Annotated in this window: 20 protein-coding genes; all 20 read right to left on the reverse strand. The window is 69.8% G+C overall.

Annotated features, from left to right (window positions below; all coding sequences use genetic code 11):
• Positions 1-24: 24 nt before the first annotated feature.
• The 20 genes from B7K23_RS10630 to B7K23_RS10725 all read right to left on the reverse strand — a co-directional run bounded on the left by B7K23_RS10630 (position 25) and on the right by B7K23_RS10725 (position 21,291).
• A complete protein-coding gene (locus B7K23_RS10630) occupies positions 25-2,013 on the reverse strand; it encodes a hypothetical protein (RefSeq protein WP_084126558.1) in 1,989 nt (662 codons plus the stop codon).
• 8 nt (positions 2,014-2,021) lie between these two features.
• Positions 2,022-3,188: a methionine adenosyltransferase gene (gene metK / locus B7K23_RS10635; protein ID WP_084126559.1), complete on the reverse strand. Its 1,167-nt coding sequence runs from the start codon at positions 3,186-3,188 to the stop codon at positions 2,022-2,024.
• Between the two features lie 52 nt (positions 3,189-3,240).
• Positions 3,241-4,542: a phosphopantothenate--cysteine ligase family flavoprotein gene (locus B7K23_RS10640; RefSeq protein WP_084126560.1), complete on the reverse strand. Its 1,302-nt coding sequence runs from the start codon at positions 4,540-4,542 to the stop codon at positions 3,241-3,243.
• Positions 4,543-4,570: 28 nt separating this feature from the next.
• Positions 4,571-4,837, reverse strand: coding sequence for a DNA-directed RNA polymerase subunit omega (gene rpoZ / locus B7K23_RS10645; protein ID WP_062202243.1), 267 nt, complete (start codon positions 4,835-4,837; stop codon positions 4,571-4,573).
• A 65-nt stretch (positions 4,838-4,902) separates the two neighbouring features.
• Positions 4,903-5,457 carry a guanylate kinase gene (gmk, locus tag B7K23_RS10650; RefSeq protein WP_084126561.1) on the reverse strand — a complete coding sequence of 185 codons (555 nt, stop codon included), beginning with the start codon at positions 5,455-5,457 and terminating at the stop codon, positions 4,903-4,905.
• On the reverse strand, positions 5,454-5,768 hold the full coding sequence (mihF, locus tag B7K23_RS10655) for an integration host factor, actinobacterial type (protein ID WP_084126562.1): 315 nt from the start codon (positions 5,766-5,768) through the stop codon (positions 5,454-5,456). The genes gmk and mihF overlap by 4 nt, the downstream gene beginning before the upstream one ends.
• 19 nt (positions 5,769-5,787) lie before the next feature.
• Positions 5,788-6,645 (reverse strand): orotidine-5'-phosphate decarboxylase, encoded by an 858-nt coding sequence (pyrF, locus tag B7K23_RS10660; protein WP_084126563.1) that lies wholly within the window; start codon positions 6,643-6,645, stop codon positions 5,788-5,790.
• Positions 6,646-6,727: 82 nt separating this feature from the next.
• Positions 6,728-10,021 (reverse strand): carbamoyl-phosphate synthase large subunit, encoded by a 3,294-nt coding sequence (carB, locus tag B7K23_RS10665; protein WP_084126564.1) that lies wholly within the window; start codon positions 10,019-10,021, stop codon positions 6,728-6,730.
• A 2-nt stretch (positions 10,022-10,023) separates the two neighbouring features.
• Complete coding sequence (gene carA / locus B7K23_RS10670) at positions 10,024-11,145, reverse strand: glutamine-hydrolyzing carbamoyl-phosphate synthase small subunit (RefSeq protein ID WP_084126565.1); 1,122 nt, start codon at positions 11,143-11,145, stop codon at positions 10,024-10,026.
• A 12-nt stretch (positions 11,146-11,157) separates the two neighbouring features.
• Positions 11,158-12,468: a dihydroorotase gene (locus B7K23_RS10675; RefSeq protein WP_084126566.1), complete on the reverse strand. Its 1,311-nt coding sequence runs from the start codon at positions 12,466-12,468 to the stop codon at positions 11,158-11,160.
• On the reverse strand, positions 12,465-13,424 hold the full coding sequence (locus tag B7K23_RS10680; RefSeq protein ID WP_084126567.1) for an aspartate carbamoyltransferase catalytic subunit: 960 nt from the start codon (positions 13,422-13,424) through the stop codon (positions 12,465-12,467). The genes B7K23_RS10675 and B7K23_RS10680 overlap by 4 nt, the downstream gene beginning before the upstream one ends.
• The gene (gene pyrR / locus B7K23_RS10685; protein WP_084126568.1) at positions 13,421-13,978 is read right to left on the reverse strand and encodes a bifunctional pyr operon transcriptional regulator/uracil phosphoribosyltransferase PyrR; all 558 of its coding nucleotides are present in this window, start codon (positions 13,976-13,978) and stop codon (positions 13,421-13,423) included. Before pyrR ends, B7K23_RS10680 begins: the two co-directional genes overlap by 4 nt.
• A gap of 201 nt (positions 13,979-14,179) precedes the next feature.
• Positions 14,180-14,626, reverse strand: a complete 447-nt coding sequence (gene nusB, locus B7K23_RS10690; RefSeq protein ID WP_084126569.1) for a transcription antitermination factor NusB — start codon at positions 14,624-14,626, stop codon at positions 14,180-14,182.
• Between the two features lie 97 nt (positions 14,627-14,723).
• Entirely contained in the window at positions 14,724-16,487 is a 1,764-nt protein-coding gene (locus B7K23_RS10695; RefSeq protein WP_084126570.1) for a hypothetical protein, read from the reverse strand.
• 104 nt (positions 16,488-16,591) lie between these two features.
• Entirely contained in the window at positions 16,592-17,155 is a 564-nt protein-coding gene (gene efp / locus B7K23_RS10700) for an elongation factor P (RefSeq protein WP_084126571.1), read from the reverse strand.
• 66 nt (positions 17,156-17,221) lie between these two features.
• Positions 17,222-17,665: a type II 3-dehydroquinate dehydratase gene (locus tag B7K23_RS10705; RefSeq protein WP_084126572.1), complete on the reverse strand. Its 444-nt coding sequence runs from the start codon at positions 17,663-17,665 to the stop codon at positions 17,222-17,224.
• Positions 17,666-17,686: 21 nt separating this feature from the next.
• A complete protein-coding gene (gene aroB, locus B7K23_RS10710; RefSeq protein WP_084126573.1) occupies positions 17,687-18,775 on the reverse strand; it encodes a 3-dehydroquinate synthase in 1,089 nt (362 codons plus the stop codon).
• Complete coding sequence (locus B7K23_RS10715) at positions 18,772-19,296, reverse strand: shikimate kinase (protein ID WP_084126574.1); 525 nt, start codon at positions 19,294-19,296, stop codon at positions 18,772-18,774. Before B7K23_RS10715 ends, aroB begins: the two co-directional genes overlap by 4 nt.
• Positions 19,296-20,480 carry a chorismate synthase gene (gene aroC, locus B7K23_RS10720; RefSeq protein ID WP_084126954.1) on the reverse strand — a complete coding sequence of 395 codons (1,185 nt, stop codon included), beginning with the start codon at positions 20,478-20,480 and terminating at the stop codon, positions 19,296-19,298. The genes B7K23_RS10715 and aroC overlap by 1 nt, the downstream gene beginning before the upstream one ends.
• 82 nt (positions 20,481-20,562) lie before the next feature.
• Positions 20,563-21,291, reverse strand: coding sequence for a hypothetical protein (locus B7K23_RS10725; RefSeq protein ID WP_084126575.1), 729 nt, complete (start codon positions 21,289-21,291; stop codon positions 20,563-20,565).

The following is a 21,291-nucleotide window of genomic DNA, read 5'->3' on the forward strand; positions in this document are numbered from 1 at the left end:
CGTAGGTGCGAGGACGCGCTCGGTTCACGCCAGCCGCAGCGGCCCGTCCACCCGCACCCGCAGGTCGTCGCCGCCCGCCTTGGACTGCTCGCGCAGCAGGGACCGCAGCGCATCGACGCAGGCCTGGGCCGCGCCGCGGGACAGGAGCAGGGAGGCTCCCCGATCGTCGGGAGCGACGATGGCGCCGAGCGACTCGGCTCCGCTGGCCCTCACGGCCCGAGCCACGGCGGCCTCGGGGCCCTCGAGTCGCACGTGCCTGGTCACCGGCGGCAGGCTCAGCTCGGCGCGCTCGTCGTAGGCCTCGCGCACCGCGTCGGCCGCGCGCCACGTGCGCAGCGCGCGTGCGGTGAGCGCGGGGAGCTCCCCGACGATCGAGACACCCCCGCCGGCCGCCCGGCTGCGGGCGTGCGCTGCGGCGACCAGCCAATGGCGCAGCGCGACGACCTCTCCGCCGAGCCCCGACGCGGGAGCCGCAGCGTCCACGACGACCACGTGCGCGTAGCCCCCGGGCACCGCGGGGATCGCTCCGGGGACCGCGACGACGAGGCCGCCGGGCACCGCACCGTCGGGCACGACTCCGGACGATGCCGACGACACCATCACCTGCACCCCCGAGGCCATCGCGCCCAGCTGCTCGGCAACGCGTGCGACGCCCTGCCTGCGCTGTGCGAGACGGTTCCCGTGGCATTCGGGGCAGTGCCAGTCGACCTGGGTGCGCCCGCACGACGTGCATACCGGATCCGCGCCCTGCGCAGGAAGGCTGAGCGATCCCCCGCACTCGCGGCACTCGGCCCACGCGTCGCAGCGCGCGCATGCGGTCGCCTGCACGTAGCCGGCGCGGGGCACGACCACTGCCACGGGCCCGGCGGCGAGCGCCTCGGTGACGCGCCGCCAGACGCCCGGGGGCATCCAGTGGCGACCGGCGGGGCCGTCGTGGGCACGCCGCTCGTCGTCCCACAGGTCGATCGTCGCGGTGCGCGTCCTGAGGGCCTCGGTGTCCGGCTGCTCAAGCGTCGCCCAGTGGTGCGCCGTGAGAGCGACCGCCTCGATCGACGGCACGTAGCCGGCGACGACCAGGTCGCAGCCCTCGGACTCTGCGCGCATGTTCGCGATCGTGCGGGCATGCAGGTAGGGCGCGTGGGGGTCCTCGTAGGCGGTGTGGCCGTCGTCCCACAGCGCGAGGTGCGCGAGCCTCGGCACCGGCTGCATGACTGAGGGACGGGTGCCGACGACGAGGCCGACCTCGCCCCTGAGCGCGGCGAGGTACTGCCCGTAGCGCACGTTCGGTCCGTCGTCGGCGTCCAGCACGGCGAAGTCTCCGCCCCCGCGCGAGGTCCACCGCTCGAGGCCCGCGTCGCGAAGGACCGAGGCGACCGCCGCGACCGCGCGCGCGTCGGGAACGACGATGAGCGCGCTGCCCCGACCGGTCGCCGCCGCGCGCACCGCGTCCGCGGCGAGCTCGCGCGCGGCGGTGCTTCCCGGGCTCTCCGGGTCGGGGAGCGACTGCCGGACGACGCGCCTGGGCTCGCGCGCATCATGGTGCAGGCGGTCGGCGGCACCGAGCGCGTCCGCGGCGGCGCGGAGCCGGCCGAGGTCGACCTCCGTGTCGGGAGCGCGCTTCTCGACGGCCGCGACCCGGGGCGGCGCCATGAGCCGCAGCACGTCCCACGTCGAGCCGCACGAGCGCTGCGCGAGAGCCTCGGCGAGGCGCAGGGACGAGGGCGTGTACGAGGGTGCGTAGGCGGCGGACCTCACCTCGAGCAGCCGCCCCTCGAAGTCGCTGCGGTCGATGACCGCCATCACGACCGCATTGACCAGCCTCCCCGCGAACGGCACCCGGACCCGATACCCCTGCTCGACCCGGTCGAGCTTGTCCGGTATCAGGTAGTCGAACGGCGCGTCGAGGTGTGGCAGAGGTGAGTCGATGACGACGCGCGCGATCCGGCGCTCGGGCATCATGCCTGCGAGCAGGTGGGTCGCTCCTGCGTCCTCCGCTGTCGTGTCCTCCCCCACGGTTGGGGTCAGACCGCGGACTTCAGCGCATCGACCCTGTCGGTGCGCTCCCAGGTGAAGTCGGCGAGCTCGCGTCCGAAGTGGCCGTAGGCGGCTGTCTGACGGTAGATCGGGCGACGGAGGTCGAGGGCGTCGATGATGGCGGCAGGCCTGAGGTCGAAGACCTCCCGCACCGCCGCGACGATGCGCTCGGGCGCCACGTGCGCCGTGCCGAAGGTCTCGACGTACAGGCCCACGGGGTGCGCGGTGCCGATCGCGTAGGCGACCTGGACCTCGCAGCGGTCGGCGAGGCCAGCCGCGACGACGTTCTTGGCGACCCAGCGCATCGCGTACGCGGCGGAGCGGTCGACCTTCGACGGGTCCTTGCCGGAGAACGCGCCGCCTCCGTGACGGGCCATGCCTCCGTACGTGTCGACGATGATCTTGCGACCGGTGAGTCCGGCGTCGCCCTTGGGCCCGCCGATCTCGAACTTGCCGGTCGGGTTGATGAGGCTGCGGTGGCCGGTCGAGTCGAGCTCGACGTCGGCGAGCACCTTGCCGATCACGGCCTCCTCGAGCGCGCCCCGCAGCGAGGCCATCTCCATGCCCTCGGTGTGCTGGCTCGAGAGCACGACGGTGTCCACGGTGCGCGCGACGTCGCCGTCGTAGCCGATCGTCACCTGGGCCTTGCCGTCCGGGCGCAGCCCCTCGACCTCACCCGAGCGGCGCACCTCCGCGAGCCGCGAGGTAAGGCGGTGCGCGATCGCGATCGGCAGCGGCATGAGCTCGGGGGTGTCGGTGCATGCGTAGCCGAACATCAGGCCCTGGTCACCCGCGCCGAGGTCGTCCCCGTCGACGTCGGTCGCGTGCCCGACGCCCATCCAGATGTCGGGGCTCTGCTCGCCGATCGACACGGAGACGCCGCACGAGTCGCCGTCGAAGCCAATCCTCGACGACGTGTAGCCGATCTCGTTCACGACCTTGCGGATCGTGCCGGGGATGTCGACGTAGGCCTCGGTCGTGACCTCGCCCGCGACGTGCACGAGGCCGGTCGTCACCATGGTCTCGACCGCGACTCTCGAGGCGGGGTCCTGGCGCAGCATCTCATCGAGGATCGCGTCGGAGACCTGGTCGCAGACCTTGTCCGGGTGGCCCTCGGTGACCGACTCGGACGTGAACAGACGAAGGGAACTCATGCGGCCCATCGTACGGCCGGGGTCGGACAATGCGGAGCCCGAGCGACGAGCATCACACCTGGTGCAGCAGCCTCACGACCTGATCGAGCACGCCGTGCGCCACCGCGAGCTTCGTGCCGGCGACCTCACCCACCCGCCCGCCGTCCGCGTCGAGCATCGTCACGGCGTTCGGGCGGTCGCCGAAGCCCTTGGCCTCGCCGACCTCGTTGACGCACATCAGGTCCGCCGCCTTGCGTCGCGCCTTCGCCGCGCCGTGCTCGCTGACGGACGCCCCCGCGTCCCCCGTCTCGGCCGCGAACCCGACGATCACCTGGCCGTCGCGTCGTCCCTGGACCAGGGAGGCCAGCACGTCCTCCGTGGGCACGAGCGACAGCTCGAGCGTGCCGTCGCCGGACTTCTTGATCTTGTGACCCGCGACCTGCGCAGGGCGGAAGTCGGCCACCGCCGCAGCCATGATGACGACGTCGGCGCGCTCGGCCTCCTCGCGCATCGCTGCGCCGAGATCGGCGGTCGTGGAGACCTCGACACGCCTCACGCCCTCGCCGGCCGGAAGCGCCACATGCGCGGAGACGATCGTGACGTCGGCGCCGCGCTCGCGCGCCGCCTCGGCGATCGCGAAGCCCTGGTGACCGGAGGACCGGTTGCCCAGGAAGCGGACCGCGTCGAGGGGCTCGCGCGTGCCCCCGGCGCTCACGACGAGCCGGACGCCCTCGAGGTCTCCCCAGCCGGCCGTCGCATCGTCCTTGGAACCGCCGGGCGTGACCGAAGCGTCGTCTCCGGCACCGCTCTCCGTGGCACCAGCATCGTCCGTGCCGCCCAGCACGCCCTCGGTCGAGGCGACCGAGTACAGCGCGGCGACGATGTCCTCCGGATCGGGCAGGCGGCCCGGACCCGAGTCGGGCCCGGTGAGGCGGCCCACGGTGGGCTCGATCACGTGCACACCGCGCGCCTTGAGCGTCGCGACGTTGGCGCGCGTCGCCTCGTTCTGCCACATCTCGGTGTGCATCGCGGGCGCGACGACCACCGGTGCGGAGGTCGCGAGCAGCGCGTTGCCGAGCAGGTCGCGCGCCTCTCCCCTGGCCATCGAGGCGAGGAAGTCGGCGGTTGCGGGGGCGACGAGGACGATGTCGGCCCGCTGGCCCAGCCGCACGTGCTGGACCGACGGGACGTCCTCGAAGGTCACAGTCGGCGCGGGCGCACCCGAGAGCGCCTCCCACGTGGAGCGCCCGACAAAGTTGAGGGAGGCCGCGGTGGGGATGACCCTCACCGAGTGCCCGTCCTCGGCCAGGCGCCTCAGCACGAGGGCGACCTTGTACGCGGCGATGCCGCCCGTCACCCCCAGCAGGACGCGCATGCGGCGCTACCGACGCGGTTGAGGCGGGCTACTCGGCGGAGTCGCCGAGCTCCAGCAGGTCTCCGGCGTTGATCTCGCGGAGCGCGACCGACAGCGGCTTGTCGGTCTGGTCGGCCTCGACGAGCGGGCCCACGTTGTCGAAGTGGCCCTCGCCGAGCACCTCGTAGTACGAGTTGATCTGGCGCGCACGCTTCGAGCTGTAGATCACCAGCGCGTACTTCGAGTCCACCTTCTCGAGCAGCTCGTCGATGGGCGGGTTGGTGATGCCCTGGGGGTCTGCGACGGTTCCAGCCACGTCATGCTCCTTGTGTTGCTCTTCGGTGTCGATCGGCGGGACGTCGTCCCGCAAACCTGCTCAGTCTACCGTGCCGCGTCAACCAGGGCCGCGAGGCCCGCGACGGCCGTGTCGAGATCGTCGTTGACGAGCTCCTCGTCGAACTCCGAGGCGGACGCGAGCTCCTCGCGCGCCGTGCGGAGCCGTCGCTCGCGCTCCTCCTCCGTCTCAGTGCCGCGGCCCACGAGCCGGCGCACCAGCTCATCCCACGACGGCGGCTGGAGGAACACGAACAGCGCCTCCGGCATGGAGGCGCGCACCTGCCTCGCGCCCTGGAGGTCGATCTCCAGCACGCATGGCACGTCATCCGCGAGGCGCTCCTCGACGGGTCGCCGCGGCGTGCCATAGCGGTGGGTGCCGTGCACGGTCGCCCACTCGAGCAGCTCGCGGTCGTCGATCATGCGATCGAACTCCTCGGGGGTGACGAAGAAGTAGTCCTCGCCGTCCACCTCGCCGGGCCGTGGGGCACGCGTGGTCGCCGACACGGACACCCAGATCTCCGGGCGCGCCTTCTTGAGGGCGCGGACGACGGTGCCCTTGCCGACGGCCGTGGGGCCCGCCAGCACGACGAGTCTGCTCACGCCTTCTCGCGCGTGAGCAGAGCCTCGACCTGATGGGTACCGAGGCCGCGGATGCGGCGTGCGTGCGAGATGCCGATGTCGTCCATGACGACGATCGCTCGCTTGGGTCCGATGCCCGGCAGGCACTGCAGGAGATCCTTCACGCGGATCCCGGCAAGCGCGTCGTCGGACTTCGCCTTGGAGATCGCCTGCTCGAGCGTCATCCCGCCGCCAGCAAGGTCCTCCTTGAAGACGCGTCGGGCCGAACGCACGGCGGTGGCCTTCACCAACGCCTCGGCACGCTGCTCCTTGGACAGCTCCGGAGTGGCCATGGGCCTTCCTTCCTCGTACCTAATCCTGCAGACCTAAGGACTGCAGGGTGTACTGCGCTGCGCCGGCGGCCGCCTGGATCGCGCCGCGCAGCCTCTCCACGAAGGGGCCCGCATTGAGCACCCCTCGTGACTGGTTCACGAGCACACGCCCTCGGGCGTTGCCGAATACCTGCAGCAGCTGCTGAGGTCCCGCACCCTGCGCGCCCACGCCGGGCGACAGGATCGGTCCGTTGAACGACCCGAGATCGATTCCCAGGTCCCTGACCGCGTCGCCGACGGTCGCGCCGACGACGAGGCCCACATCTCCCATACGCTCGGCGCCCTCGTTGAGCTCCTGAGCCTGGCGCACGATGGCTCCCGCGACGGACTCGCCGTCCGCGGTGCGCGCGTGCTGCACCTCGGGCCCCTCGGGGTTCGAGGTCAGCGCGAGCACGAAGACGCCCTTGCCGGTGTGCTTCGCGAGGTCGAAGGCCGGCTGGAGCGATCCGAAGCCGAGGTACGGGGACACGGTGATCGCGTCCGCCTCGAGCGGCACGCCTTCGGAGAGGTACGCGTCGGCGTAGCCCTCCATCGTGGAGCCGATGTCGCCGCGCTTGGCGTCGAGGATCGTGAGGATCTCGAGCTCACGGGCCCGTCCGAGCACGTGCTCGAGAGCGGCCACTCCCCTGGCGCCGTGGCGCTCGAAGAACGCCGCGTTGGGCTTCACGGCCGCTGCCGAGCGGACGCTCGCCTCGAGCACCGTCTCGCCGAAGGCGGCGAGGCTCTCGGCCGAGTCGTTGAGGCCCCAGCGGGCCAGCAGCTCGGGGTGCGGGTCGATGCCCACGCAGAGCGGACCGGCCTCGTCCATCGCCGCGGCCAGCCGTTCACCGAATGCCATGCTTCTCCTCCTGGGGCGCGGGGCTGACCCCCGCTGTCGCAATCATCCTCATGGTACCTATGTCACCCGCTCCTTGCAGGGACTATGCGTGCGCTTCTTGGAGGCTGAGCACCTCGAAGCGGCCGTCCTGGAGCGCCTCGATGGCCTGGACGGCCGCCGAGAGCTGCTGCGTGGTGGTGATGATCGCCGCGTCCGCGGACGTCGCCGCGGCACGGATCTCGTAGCCGTCGGCGCGCGCGCCCTGGCCCGAGGGCGTGTTCACGACGAGGTGCACCTGGCCCTCGTTGATGAGGTCGACGATGGTCGGCTCACCGTTCGGACCGCGGCCCTCGAAGTGCTTGCGCACCACGGTGGCGGGGATGCCGTTGCGCGCGAGCACCTGCGCGGTGCCCGCGGTCGCGAGGACCTCGAAGCCGAGCTGGTGCAGGCGCGCGATCGGGAACGTGATCTGACGCTTGTCGCGGTCGGCCATGGAGACGAAGACCTTGCCCGAGGTCGGCAGTCCGCCGAATGCGCCGGCCTGGGACTTCGCGAAGGCGAGCGGGAACGTCTCGTCGAAACCCATGACCTCGCCCGTCGATCGCATCTCGGGGCCGAGCACGGTGTCGACCGCGAGCCCCTCGTGCGTGCGGAAGCGACGGAACGGCAGGACGGCCTCCTTGACCGCGATGCGCTGCGACATGTCGATCGTCGCGGCGTCCTCGACCGGGAGCACGCCGTCCCTCTTGAGGTCGGCGATGCTCGCGCCCGCCATGAGCAGCGAGGCCGCCGTGGCGAGCGGCACGCCGGTCGCCTTGGCGACGAACGGCACCGTGCGGCTCGCGCGCGGGTTGGCCTCGAGCACGTACAGCACATCGCTCACGAGCGCGTACTGGACGTTCATGAGGCCGCGCACACCGATGCCCTTGGCGAGGGCCTCCGTCGAGCGGCGGATGCGCTCGAGCTCCTTGGCGGACAGGGTGACCGGGGGCAGCACGCACGCCGAGTCGCCCGAGTGGATGCCGGCCTCCTCGATGTGCTCCATCACGCCGCCGAGGAACAGCTCCTCGCCGTCGTAGAGCGCGTCGACGTCGATCTCGATCGCGTCGTCGAGGAAGCGGTCCACGAGCAGCGGCGCGTCGGTGGAGTGGTCTCCGACCTCGTCCATGCGGGTGCCGTAGTCCTCGAGCTGGGCGCGGTCGTAGACGATCTCCATGCCGCGGCCGCCGAGCACGTATGACGGGCGGACCAGCACGGGGAAGCCGATGCTCTCGGCGATCTCGATGGCCTCGTCGATGCCGCGCGCCGTGCCGTAGGCGGGCGCGGGCAGCTGCGCCGCCTCGAGCACCTTGCCGAAGGCCTCGCGGTCCTCGGCGTTGTCGATCGCCTCGGGAGAGGTGCCGAGGATCGGCACGCCGGCGTCGGCGAGGCGCTGCGCGAGGCTCAGCGGCGTCTGGCCGCCGAGCTGCACGAGCATGCCCTTGACCGGGCCCGCGGCCTTCTCCGCCTCGTAGACCTCCATGACGTCCTCGAACGTGAGCGGCTCGAAGTAGAGCCGGTCGGCGGTGTCGTAGTCGGTCGAGACGGTCTCAGGGTTGCAGTTGACCATGACGGTCTCGTACGTGCCCTTGAGGCTCAGCGCGGCGTGGACGCACGAGTAGTCGAACTCGATGCCCTGGCCGATGCGGTTGGGACCGGAGCCCAGGATGAGGACCGCCTCGCGCTCGCGCGGCGCGACCTCGTTCTCGGCGTCGTACGAGCTGTAGTGGTACGGGGTGCGCGCCTCGAACTCGGCCGCGCACGTGTCGACGGTCTTGAACACCGGCGTGACGCCGAGCGCCTGGCGCGCGGTGCGCACCTCCTCGACGGACAGCCCGCGCAGCGACGCGACCTGCTCGTCGGACAGGCCGTGGCGCTTGGCCTCGCGCAGCACGGACTGCGTGAGCTCGGGAGCCTTCGCGACCGCGTCGGCGACCTCGTTCATGAGCAGCATCTGGTCCAGGAACCACATGTCGATGCGGCAGGCCTCGTAGATGCGCTCGAGCGTGAGATCGCCCGCGTGGACCGCGCGCAGGAGCTGCTGCACCTGGATGAAGCGGCCCTCGGTCGGGGTCTTGATGGCCTCGAGGAGCTCCTCGATCTGGCCGTCGACAGGAGCGTCGCCGCGCCAGTGGAAGTTCGCGTTCTTCTTGTCGATCGAGCGCAGCGCCTTGCCGAGCGCCTCGGTGAACGAGCGGCCGATGCTCATGGCCTCGCCCACCGACTTCATGGTGGTGGTCAGCACCGGATCGGCGGCCGGGAACTTCTCGAACGCGAACCTGGGCACCTTGACGACGACGTAGTCGAGCGTCGGCTCGAAGCTCGCCGGGGTTGAGCCGGTGATGTCGTTCGGGATCTCGTCGAGCGTGTAGCCGAGGGCGAGGCGCGCGGCGATCTTGGCGATCGGGAAACCCGTGGCCTTCGAGGCGAGGGCTGACGAGCGGGACACGCGCGGGTTCATCTCGATGACGATGAGGCGGCCGGTCTCGGGCTCGACCGCGAACTGGACGTTGCAGCCTCCCGTGTCGACGCCGACCTCGCGGATGATCGCGATGCCCACGTCGCGCATGCGCTGGTACTCGCGGTCGGTGAGGGTCATCGCGGGGGCGACCGTGACGGAGTCACCGGTGTGGACGCCGACGGGGTCGACGTTCTCGATCGAGCACACGACCACGACGTTGTCGTGCTTGTCGCGCATGAGCTCGAGCTCGTACTCCTTCCAGCCGAGGATGGACTCCTCGAGGAGCACCTCGGTGGTCGGCGAGTAGTGCAGCCCGGCACCGCCGATGCGGCGCAGGTCCTCCTCGTTCCACGCGAAGCCCGAGCCGAGACCACCCATGGTGAACGACGGGCGCACGACGACGGGGTACTTGAGGTCCTCGGCCGCGGCCAGGAGCTCGTCCATCGTGTGGCAGATCGCCGAGCGGGCCGAGTCGGCACCGCAACGATCGACGACGCCCTTGAACAGCTCGCGGTTCTCACCGAGGTTGATGGCCTCGAGGTTCGCGCCGATGAGCTCGACGCCGTGCTTGTCGAGGATGCCCGCCTCGGCGACCGCGATCGCGGCGTTCAGCGCGGTCTGGCCGCCCAGGGTCGGCAGCAGCGCGTCGGGGCGCTCCTTCTCGATGATCCGCTCGATGACCTCGGTGGTGATCGGCTCGACGTAGGTCGCGTCGGCGAACTCGGGGTCGGTCATGATCGTCGCGGGGTTCGAGTTCACGAGGATCACGCGGACGCCCTCGGACTTGAGGACCCGGCACGCCTGGGTGCCGGAGTAGTCGAACTCGCAGGCCTGACCGATGACGATGGGACCGGAGCCGATGACCAGGACGGAATTGATGTCGTCACGCTTCGGCATCGTCAGCGCTCCCCCTTCATGAGGTCGATGAATCGGTCGAACAGGTAGGCGGCGTCGTGGGGACCCGCGGCGGCCTCCGGGTGGTACTGCACCGAGAAGGCGGGGATGTCGAGGCACTCGAGGCCCTCGACCACGTCGTCGTTGAGGCACACGTGGCTGACCTTGACGCGGCCGTAGCCTGCGGGGGCGTCGCTCTCGCCGTCCAGGGGCGCGTCGACCGCGAAACCGTGGTTGTGCGCGGTGATCTCGACCTTGTCGGTCGTGCGGTCCATGACGGGCTGGTTGATGCCGCGGTGGCCGAAGGGAAGCTTGTAGGTGCCGTAGCCGAGGGCGCGGCCCAGCAGCTGGTTGCCGAAGCAGATGCCGAAGAAGGGCACCTTCTGGTCGAGCACCTTGCGCAGGTCGCCGACGGAGCGGTCTGCCGCCGCGGGGTCCCCGGGGCCGTTCGAGAAGAACACGCCGTCGGGGTTCATCGCGAGGATCTCCTCGCCCGTGGTGGACGACGGGACGACCGTGACGCGCAGGCCGCGCTCTGACATGCGCTCGGGGGTCATCGCCTTGATGCCGAGGTCGACCGCGACGACGTGGAGGCCCAGGTCCTCGCCCTTGGCGGAGATCTCGTAGGGCTCGGTCACCGAGACGGCGTCGGCAAGGTGGGCGCCCGCCATCTCCTCGCCGGCCTTCACGCGGGCGACGAGCTCCTCGACAGGGGCAAGCGCCGCGCCGGAGAAGATCCCTGCGCGCATCACGCCGCCGCGCAGGATACGGGTGAGCTGGCGCGTGTCGATGCCGGAGATGCCGACGATGCCCTGCTCCTTCAGCATGTCGTCGAGCGAGCGCGTGGCGCGCCAGTTGGACGGCACGCGCGCGGGGTCGCGGACCACGTAGCCGGCGACCCAGATCTGGGTCGACTCGTCGTCCTCGTCGTTGACGCCCGTGTTGCCGATGTGCGGCGCGGTCATGACGACGATCTGGCGGTGGTAGCTGGGGTCGGTGAGGGTCTCCTGGTAGCCGGTCATGCCGGTGTTGAAGACGATCTCGCCGAGCGTCTGGCCTTCGGCGCCGTACGGGCGCCCCTCGAAGACCTGACCGTCCTCGAGGACGAGCAGAGCCGTGTCTGTCACGGTGGGGACTCCTTAGAAGGTCTGGTCGAAGCGGGCGTCGACGTACGTGGGGACGCCTCGCAGGAAGGTGGCGACGGCCTTGCCGGGCAGCTCGCGGCCCGCGAAGGGCGTGTTGCGCGAGCGGCTCGCCATCGTCGACGCATCGACGACGTACGCGGCCTTGGGGTCGATGAGCGTGAGGTTCGCGGGCTCTCCGTCCGCGATGGGTCGGCCGTGGAGGTGCTCCACCCGACCGATCCTGGCGGGCGCCTCCGACATCACGCGCGCCACATCCCTCCAGGTCATGCGTCCAGTGTCCACCATCGCGGCCTGCACCGCGCCCACGGCGGTCTCGAGGCCGATCATGCCGAACGACGCGGCGGCCCACTCGCAGTCCTTGTCCTCGGACGCGTGCGGGGCGTGGTCGGTGCCGACGATGTCGATCGTGCCGTCCGCGAGTCCTTCGCGCAGCGCCTCGATGTCCTCGTCGGTGCGCAGCGGCGGGTTGACCTTGAAGCGCGGGTCGTACGACCGCGCCTCCTCGTGGCTCAGATTGAGGTGGTGCGGCGTGGCCTCGGCCGTCACGTTGTAGCCCATGGACTTCGCCCAGCGGACGATGTTCACGCCGCCCGCCGTGGTGAGGTGCTGGATGTGGACGCGCGAGCCGACGTGCCCGGCGAGCAGCGCGTCGCGCGCGATGATCGACTCCTCGGCGACCGCGGGCCAGCCGGCGAGGCCGAGGTCCGCCGAGACGGGGCCCTCGTGCATCTGCGAGCCCTCGGTCAGGCGCAGGTCCTGCGCGTGCTGGATGATCACGCCGTCGAACGTCTTCACGTACTCGAGCGCGCGGCGCATGATGACCGGGTCGTAGACGCACACGCCGTCGTCGGAGAAGCCGCGCACGCGCGCCTTCGAGTTCGCCATCGCGCCCATCTCGGACAGGTGCTCGCCCTTGAGGCCCACGGTGACCGCGCCGACCGGGAACACGTCCACGAGGCCGATCTCGCGGCCGCGCGACCAGACCTGCTCGACGACACCCGCGGTGTCGGACACCGGGTTCGTGTTCGCCATCGCGTGCACGGCGGTCCAGCCGCCCTTGGCGGCGGCCTTGGAGCCGGTCTCGATGGTCTCGGCGTCCTCGCGGCCGGGCTCGCGCAGGTGGGTGTGCAGATCGACGAGGCCGGGCAGCAGGACGCAGCCGGCGGCGTCGACGCGGACGGCGTCGGCGGGCGCCTCGGCCACAGGGACGATGCGACCGTCGACGACGGCGATGTCCCGCACCTCCTCGCCGTAGACGGAGGCTCCGCTGATCAGGAACGGACGGTGCTCGGTCGTGGCGCTCATTCGGCGCTCTCCTCTCCTGCCAGCAGCAGGTACAGCACGGCCATCCGCACCGCCACACCGTTGGCGACCTGTTCGACGATGACGGAGCGCGGCGAGTCGGCCGCCTCCGCAGAGATCTCGAGCCCGCGGTTCATCGGACCGGGGTGCATGACGATCGCGTGCTCGGGGAGGCGACCCATGCGGTCGGCGTCCAGGCCGAACAGGCGCGTGTACTCCTCGGGGCTCGGGAAGAAGGCCGAGCCGCCGCCGGTCATGCGCTCGCGCTGGACGCGCAGCATCATGACGGCGTCGAGATCGTGCGCCTCGATGGCCTCGTCGAGCCCGTGGTGGATCGTGGCGGGCCAGCCCTCGATGCCGACGGGCACGAGGGTCGGCGGCGCGACGAAGACCACCTCGGCGCCAAGCGTCGTGAGCAGCGAGACGTTCGAGCGCGCGACGCGCGAATGGAGGATGTCGCCGACGATCGCGATCTTGAGGCCGTCGAGGCCCTTGCCCTCGGGGTCGGCGACCAGGTGGCGGCGCGCGGTGAACGCGTCGAGCAGCGCCTGCGTGGGGTGCTGGTGAGTGCCGTCGCCGGCGTTCACCACGTGGCCCTTCATCCAGCCCGCCTCGGCGAGCTGCTGCGCGGCGCCCGAGGCCCAGTGACGGATGACGACCGCGTCGGCGCCCATCGCCTGCAGCGTCAGCGCGGTGTCCTTGAGGCTCTCGCCCTTCGAGACCGAGGAGCCCTTGGCCGCGAAGTTGATGACGTCGGCGCTGAGGCGCTTGGCGGCGGCCTCGAAGGAGATGCGCGTGCGCGTCGAGTCCTCGAAGAAGAGGTTGACGACCGTCTTGCCGCGCAGCGTGGGGAGCTTGCGGACCTCGCGCTCCTGGGTCGCGGCCATCTGGGCCGCGGTGTCGAGGATCTGGATCGCCTCGTCGCGCGACAGCTCGGGCGTTCCGAGAAGGTGCCTCATGCGTCGTCCCCTCCCCTGCTGTGCGTGAGGATCACGGCGTCCTCGCCGTCGATCTCCTGGAGGTGGACGTCCACGCGCTCGCTGCGCGACGTCGGCAGGTTCTTGCCGACGAAGTCCGCGCGGATCGGGAGCTCGCGGTGGCCGCGGTCCACGAGGACCGCGAGCTGCACCGCGCGGGGCCGGCCCAGGTCCTTGATCGCGTCCAGGGCGGCGCGGATCGTACGGCCCGTGTGAAGCACATCGTCCACGAGGACGACGACCTGGTCGTCGATGCCGACGCTCGGGACCGACGTGGTGCCGATCGAGCGGATCGGCTGCTTGTGGAGGTCGTCGCGGTACATCGTGATGTCGAGGGCGCCGCAGCGGGCGTCGGAGTCGAAGCCGGGCTCGACCGCGGAGATCTTGCTCGCGATGCGCTCAGCGAGCGGGAGGCCTCGGGTCGGGATGCCGAGCAGGACGACGGAGTCGGCGCCGTCGTTGCGCTCGAGGATCTCGTGCGCGATGCGTGTCAGTGCGCGGCCGATATCGGGCGCGCCGAGCAAGGTGCCGGTCAAGGCGACCTCCTTCTCCGCCTCACGGGACGGTGGTTAAAGGGTGTCGATACTCGCTTGCCCGGGCTGTTGAAGGCCCGGGGTCGTGCTGCTGTCAAGGCTAACGGACGCGGGACGGTGCCGCGTGCCATGCCGGGGGTCGTGTCTGGGGTGAGGCTGCTGCTTTGGCTCTTGCTGCTGCTTCGATTCTTGCCGTGCCGCGGGTTACTGCGCGTCGTCCTCGACGTCGGCGACGTCCGACGGGAAGGCGGGCGCGTCGCGGGCGATCTTGCCGAGCACGCCGTTGATGAAGCGGGGCGAGTCGTCCGTCGAGAGGTCCGAGGCGAGGTCCACGGCCTCGTCGATCGCGACCGCGGTCGGGACGGACGGGTTGAAGAGGATCTCCCACGTGGCGAGGCGCAGCAGGGCGCGGTCCACGGCGGGCATGCGCGTGAGCTCCCAGTCGGGCGAGGCCTCCTGCACGAGCGCGGTGATCTCGATCCAGCGGCCCACGACGCCGCGCACGAGCTCCTCGCTGTACGGCGGCAGCGGGGTCTCGCGGCCCGAGTTCTGCAGGCGCTCCTCGAGGACCTCGGAGACGTTGGCGCCGCGCTGGTCGGCCTCGAAGAGGATGTCGAGCGCGCGCTTGCGGGCCTTGGTGCGTGCGGCCATGAGCGGTGAGCCTCCTGGGGTCGTCCAGCGGCGCCGAGAAGCGCCTCGTATGCGACTCACAAGGATACGCGGTGTGTGGGGGTGTGTGCGCGAGCGATCAGTTGCCCTTGGCCGCCGCCCAGCCCTGCGCCTCTTCCGCCGACGCGAGTGCACCTTGCGCAAGAAGAGTGTCGAACACCTCCCCTGGGTAGATCCATGCGGCCTGAGTTCCCGTCTCGCCTGTCGACAGCATCCTTGCGCCTTGCTCAGCAGGTGCGGTCTCCCACTTCCACGAATAGACGACCTGCATTCCTTCAGGCACGTCGTCGATATCCACGAGGTCCAATGGCTGGCCATCGGAGGTGAAGTACAGCATGTTGCCCAGGGATCCGAGTGAACGGTCGATGCCGACGTGATCGTCGTCCTCCAGATAGCTGTAGACACCGGGGACCGAGTAGTGGCTCAGCTGGCGTCCGTCCCGGATGTCCAAGCCGAGCACATCGTGCCAAAGCGAGATCGCGGTCCATCCGATGAGTAACACGGGCGCCACGGCGCCGCGCCACAGCGCCGCAGCCAGGACCGCGGCGGTAAGCGCCACCGTGATTCCGGTGATCAAGAGCCACGACTGCGCGCGATCCTCTGCCCACGCGTCGAGGCTGAGCCACGGAGCAACTCCCAGCACGTGCAACTCCACCCAACGCGAGCCGTTGGTGATCTTGGGAGCCGTGATCAGGACCATTCCCGCCGAGGTGGCGAGCGAGACGCCGAGGGCCAAGACGGAGACGATCGCCCACCGCAGCCGCACCAGCACTGCAATGCCGATCACTGCCAGGATCGCCCACATGTGGTCGTTGTAGCGGCCATAGAACCACACATCAAAGCGCGAGACACCCTCGACGGGTCCGAGTTGGAAGGTGGCAAGACCGAACGCCGCGACGAAGCAGATCGCAACGACTGATGCGAGCGCGTCTGCGCGAAACCGACGCAAGATCCAGAAGGCGCCCACTGTCGTCGTGCCGAGCCACCCAGCAGTGCCGTACCACGTCTGCCCCACGACTACAGCGAGAACACTGTCCCAGGTCGTTCCTAGCGCGGCGCCGAGGTTGTCCTCCACCCTTGAGTCGTCGGCGATGACCTGCGCGGTGACCAGCACGTAGAAGGCATACACAAGGCAGGACGCGCCGAAGGCAAGAAGTCCTGCGACGATGCCACGCCAACGCAGACTACGGAGACGGACCAGAAGCCATATCCCGACGCCCACAGCAATCGCGACTCCGCGTCCATGCGCGAGGACTGTTGCGCCGACCGATAGGCCGAGCAGTACAGCACGGGTCCATGTCGGATGCTCCGCGAGCCTGACGGCTGCGACGATCGTGACAGCGGTGAAGACGAGCAACAGACTCTCGGACAACAGATAGTTCGCAACCAGCAGTTTCGCTGGAGCGACAACGACCGCGCTCGCAACGACAACCGATGCCGAATCGCTCAGGCCGGTGCGCTTCGCGATCCGGGAAAGCGGCCAGATTGCGGCTACGCCCAATGCTGACGCAATTGCTATGCCCACCTGGTACACCAGTTGCGGGTCCGACGTGAACCACCAGGCTGGGGCCATGAGGACAGCAAGACCCGGCATGAAGCCCGCGTCCTGCAGACTCCACGTCGCCGGCAGGCCAGCGATGATCCTCGAATTCCCGACCATCACGACTTCATCGAGAGGAATGGCTGGGTAGCGAGCGTTCCACGCCACGAGCACGTATGCGAGTACGGCAATCACCACGGCGGTGACCGCCATGGAGCGCGGCGGTTCCCAGACGTAGTCGGGGCGGCGCGCGAGCCAGGAGGCGACACGCGAACGTGATGGGGTCAGGGCCTCGACGGTCATGCGCTGGAACCTACCAGCGGACGGGCTAGCGACACGCCGATCGTGAGGAATACGACAACACGCCCGTCCCTCGCGGGACGGGCGTCTGTGATGCGGCCGCAGCCTCAGTCGTTCACACGGCCGAGGTACTCGCCGGTACCCGTGTTGACCTTGACCTTCACAGGCGCCTCAAGGAACAGCGGCACCTGGATCTCCTTGCCGGTCTCGAGCGTCGCGGGCTTGGTGCCACCGGAGGAGCGGTCGCCCTGCAGTCCGGGCTCGGTGTAGGTGACCTCGAGCACGACGGAAGCCGGGAGCTCCAGGAAGATCGGGTTGCCGTTGTGCGAGCCGATGGTCGCGGACTCGTTCTCAAGCAGGTAGTCGGTCGCGTTGCCCATGACGGCGGGCGAGACGGGGACCTGGTCGAAGGTGGTCGGATCCATGAAGATGAAGTCCGTGCCGTCGTTGTACAGGTACTGCATGTCGCGGCGGTCGACGGTCTCGAAGTCGACCTTGGTGCCGGCGTTGAACGTCTTGTCGACGACCTTGCCCGAGAGCACGTTCTTGAGCTTGGTGCGGACGAAGGCGCCGCCCTTGCCGGGCTTCACGTGCTGGAACTCCACGACGGACCAGAGGTTGCCGTCGAGGTTGAGCACGGAGCCGTTCTTGATGTCGTTCGAGGTCGCCACGGTGTAGTCCTTCGGTTCTCGCTTCTGATGGTCGCACGCATCACGCGCGACGGGCCGCAGACGATTCTAGCGGAGGCGGGCGGCGAGGGCGCTGAGGGCGAGTCGGTACGAGTCGACTCCGAATCCTGCGATGGTTCCTGTAGCGACGCCGGATACCACCGAGGTGTGTCGGAATGCCTCTCGTGCGTGGGGGTTGGTGAGGTGGACCTCGACCAGCTCCAGCTCCGCAGCGGTGACCATCGCGCATGCGTCCCGTAGCGCGTATGAATAGTGGGTGAAAGCCGCGGGGTTGAGAACCACGTGGGTGCCCGAGTCGACGCAGCCGTGCATCCAGCCGACCAGCTCGGACTCGTCATCGGTCTGGCGGACCTCGACGTCGAGCCCAAGCTCGTCGCCCCAACCCGACGCGAGGCTCACGAGCTCGGCATAAGTCGTGCTCCCGTACTTCTCGGGCTCGCGCGAGCCCAGCCGACCCAAGTTGGGGCCGTTCGCGATCAGCACGCTCGTCATGCGGTCAGACTAGCGGGCGCGTCACGAACTGACGGCGTCGTACGCGCCTAGGAGCATCGCGGGGTCCGGGCCCTCGAGCCGCACCGGGTTGCCGATGCCCTGCAGCACGACGAAGCGCAGCAGGTCTCCCCTGGTCTTCTTGTCGCGTCGCATCGCGGTCAGGAGCGCGTCCCAGCGCCCCGCCGGATAGGACGTGGGTAGCCCGAGCGACGACAGGATCCCACGATGGCGATCGACCTCGGCCTCGGTCAGACGCCCGGCAAGGTGCGCGAGCTCCGCCGCGAAGATCATCCCCACCGACACCGCGGAGCCGTGGCGCCACTGGTAGCGCTCGGTGTACTCGATCGCATGGCCGAACGTGTGCCCGTAGTTAAGGACTTCGCGCAGGTGGGACTCCTTCAGGTCCTGAGCCACCACCTCGGCCTTGACCTTCACCTTGCGTGTGATGAGCTCCTCGAGAACGTCGAGCGCCTGCGGGGTGAGGGTCTCGGCCTTGAGCGCGTCGGCGTGCTGCTCGACGAGGTCCAAGATGACGCCGTCGCGGATGAAGCCGCCCTTGACCACCTCCGCGAGGCCCGCAACGCGGTCGTACGCGGGGAGCGTCGCAAGCATGTCGAGGTCGCACCACACATCGTCGGGCTCATGGAAGGCGCCGACGAGGTTCTTGCCCTCCGCAGTGTTGATGCCGGTCTTGCCGCCCACTGCGGCGTCGACCATGGCGAGCACCGTGGTGGGCATCTGCACGACGGCGATGCCCCGCATCCACGTCGCGGCGACGAAGCCAGCGAGGTCGGTTACTGCTCCCCCGCCGAGGCCGACCACGACGTCGGAGCGGGTGAAGTCCGACTTGCCGAGCACCTGCCAGCAGAACGCGGCGACTTCGGCGGTCTTGCCAGATTCTGCATCGGGCACCTCGGCGAGCACCGCCTCGCGGCCCGAGGACTCGATGCGCTGCCGCAGGATGTCGGCAACCTGGCGAAGCGGCGCGGAGTGCACGACCAGCACCTTGCGGGACTTCTTCGGAAGCCCCTGAACGGCCTTCTCCAGAAGCCCGGTCCCGACGTGGACGTCGTAGGGCGCGCCCGATGCGACCCTCACGGTAGCGCTCATGCGGTGGCCCTCCCCTCGGCAATCAGTGCGGCCACGGCCGCGGGAGTGTGCCCGTCGGTGTCGACGATGCGCGTGGCGATGCGCTCGTAGACGGGCCGGCGCGCGTTCATGAGCTCCTGCCAGCGCTGGCGCGGGTTGCCCGCCAGCAGCGGTCGCGCGGCATTGAGCCCCACGCGCGGGGCGGCCTTGGCAAGCGAGACATCGAGGAACACGACCTCTCCGCCGTCGGCCACGTACGACGCGAGCAGCGCCTCGGTGCGCGGGTCCAATACGGCGCCGCCGCCGAGCGAGAGAACGCCCTCATGCTCCTTCAGCGCCGTCGCGACGGCGGCCGCCTCGAGCTCGCGAAAACGCGGCTCGCCGTCGTCGACGAAGATGTCGGAGATCGCCTTCCCCTCGGAGGCCTCCACGTCGTCGTCCGTGTCGCGCCAAGAGACGTCCCAGAGGCGCGCGAGCCGCGTGCCGACCGACGACTTGCCGCTGCCGGGAGGACCGATGAGCACGGCCCGGGGGACGGCCATCAGCGGAGGTGCTCGGGGATCGACTCCACGTACGAGGAGATGTTGCGGCTGACCTCCGCCACGGAGTCGCCGCCAAACTTCTCGAGCACTGCATCGGCGAGCGTGAGCGCGACCATCGCCTGCGCGACGACCGCCGCCGGCGCCACGGCGCACACGTCCGAGCGCTGGTGGATCGCCTTCGCAGACTCACCCGTCGCGGTGTCGATCGTGTCGAGCGCGCGGGGCACGGTGCTGATGGGCTTCATCGCCGCGCGCACGCGCAGCGGCTCGCCGTTGGTCATTCCGCCCTCGAGGCCGCCCGCGCGGTTCGTGCGGCGGGTCACGCCCCCGTCCCTGTACTCGATCTCGTCATGCGCCTGCGATCCGCGCCTGGCTGCGGTACGGAAGCCGTCGCCGACCTCGACGCCCTTGATCGCCTGGATTCCCATGAGCGCGCCCGCGAGGCGCGCGTCGAGGCGGCGATCGCCGTGGACGTGGCTGCCGAGCCCGACGGGCACGCCGTAGGCCACCACCTCGACGACGCCGCCGAGGGTGTCGCCATCCTTCTGGCACTCATCGATCTCAGCGATCATCGCGGCCGATGTCTCGGCATGGAAGCAGCGGATGGGATCCTCGTCGAGCGCCGGGGTGGCGTCGGCGGGAGGGAGCGGCGCATCGTCAGGAACCACGATGGGGCCCACCTGGACCGTGTGCGCGACGAGGCGGATGCCCGCGGCCTGCTCCAGGAACTGCTCGGCGATCTCGCCGAGGGCGACGCGCGCTGCGGTCTCGCGTGCCGACGCACGCTCCAGGACGGGGCGCGCATCGTCAAAGCCGTACTTCGTCATGCCGACGAGGTCGGCGTGGCCCGGGCGCGGGCGCGTCAGAGCTGCGGCCCGCGCGCCGGTGAGGTCCGATTCGTCCACGGGGTCCGCGTTCATCACGGTCTCCCACTTGGGCCACTCGGTGTTGCCGATCATCACGGCGACGGGTCCGCCCTGGCTGACGCCGTGGCGCACACCGCCAAGAATGCTGACCTGATCCTGCTCGAACTTCATGCGCGCGCCGCGACCATAGCCGAGTCGACGACGGGCAAGAGCCCCCTGGATGTCGGTGCTCGTCACCTCGACACCCGAGGGCAGTCCCTCGAGGGTGCCGACCAGAGCCGGGCCGTGCGATTCGCCTGCGGTAAGCCATCTGAGCATGGTCGTCATTGTTCCATGCCCACGACGCAACTCGGCCCCGCCAGAACCTGTCTGGCGGGGCCGAAGCGTGAACTGAGGTCGATCAGCCGGTGGCCGACTCCGAGCCGTACGGGTCGCCCGGGTCGAGCTCGCTGCCAGAACCTTCCTCCTGATCGGCAAGCGACTCCGGAACCGTCGGTTCGACACCGTCCTTGAGATACGTGAACACAGTGAGACTGAACTCGCCTGTAGAGATGACCTCGCCGGCCTCCTCATCGTCGTCTGTCTTGATCGCCGACGCGTTGACGTAGATGAAACGGTGGTCGCCGAGCTGAAGATCGGTCAGCATCGCGAACACACTGGCGTACTCGCCTTCGATGATGAGCGTGACAGGGGTAGCGACAAGCCCGTTGATTTCGAGACCGTCGACCTGCGACTCCTGTCCCACGGCGGCTGCGGCGTCTGCCAGCACGAGCTGCGCAGCATCGACGGAGGAAGCAGAGCCGACCGTCTGATTCACGATGGTGACACCGTAGTAATCGGCAGCATCTTGGATGATCTCGCGGACAGAGGCCGGATCCTCCCGCGAGGGAAGATCGATTCTCGCCTCCTCGAGTTCCGCCACGATCTCGTCGTAGCGCGCCAAATCGGCCTGGAGGGCTGAGAGCTGGGTCTGCAGGATGTCGTTCTGATCCTTGGCCGCGGTCGTCTGCTCGATCGCGTTGGCGCGCGCGTCCAAGGAAGGCGAGAACAGGACGAACCACGAGGCAGCAGCGAGAAGCAGTGCGACGACGATCGTTCCGAGCGCGATGTCAGTATTCGAACGCTTCAT

Source organism: Demequina sp. NBRC 110054, from assembly GCF_002090115.1.
GTDB lineage: Bacteria > Actinomycetota > Actinomycetes > Actinomycetales > Demequinaceae > Demequina.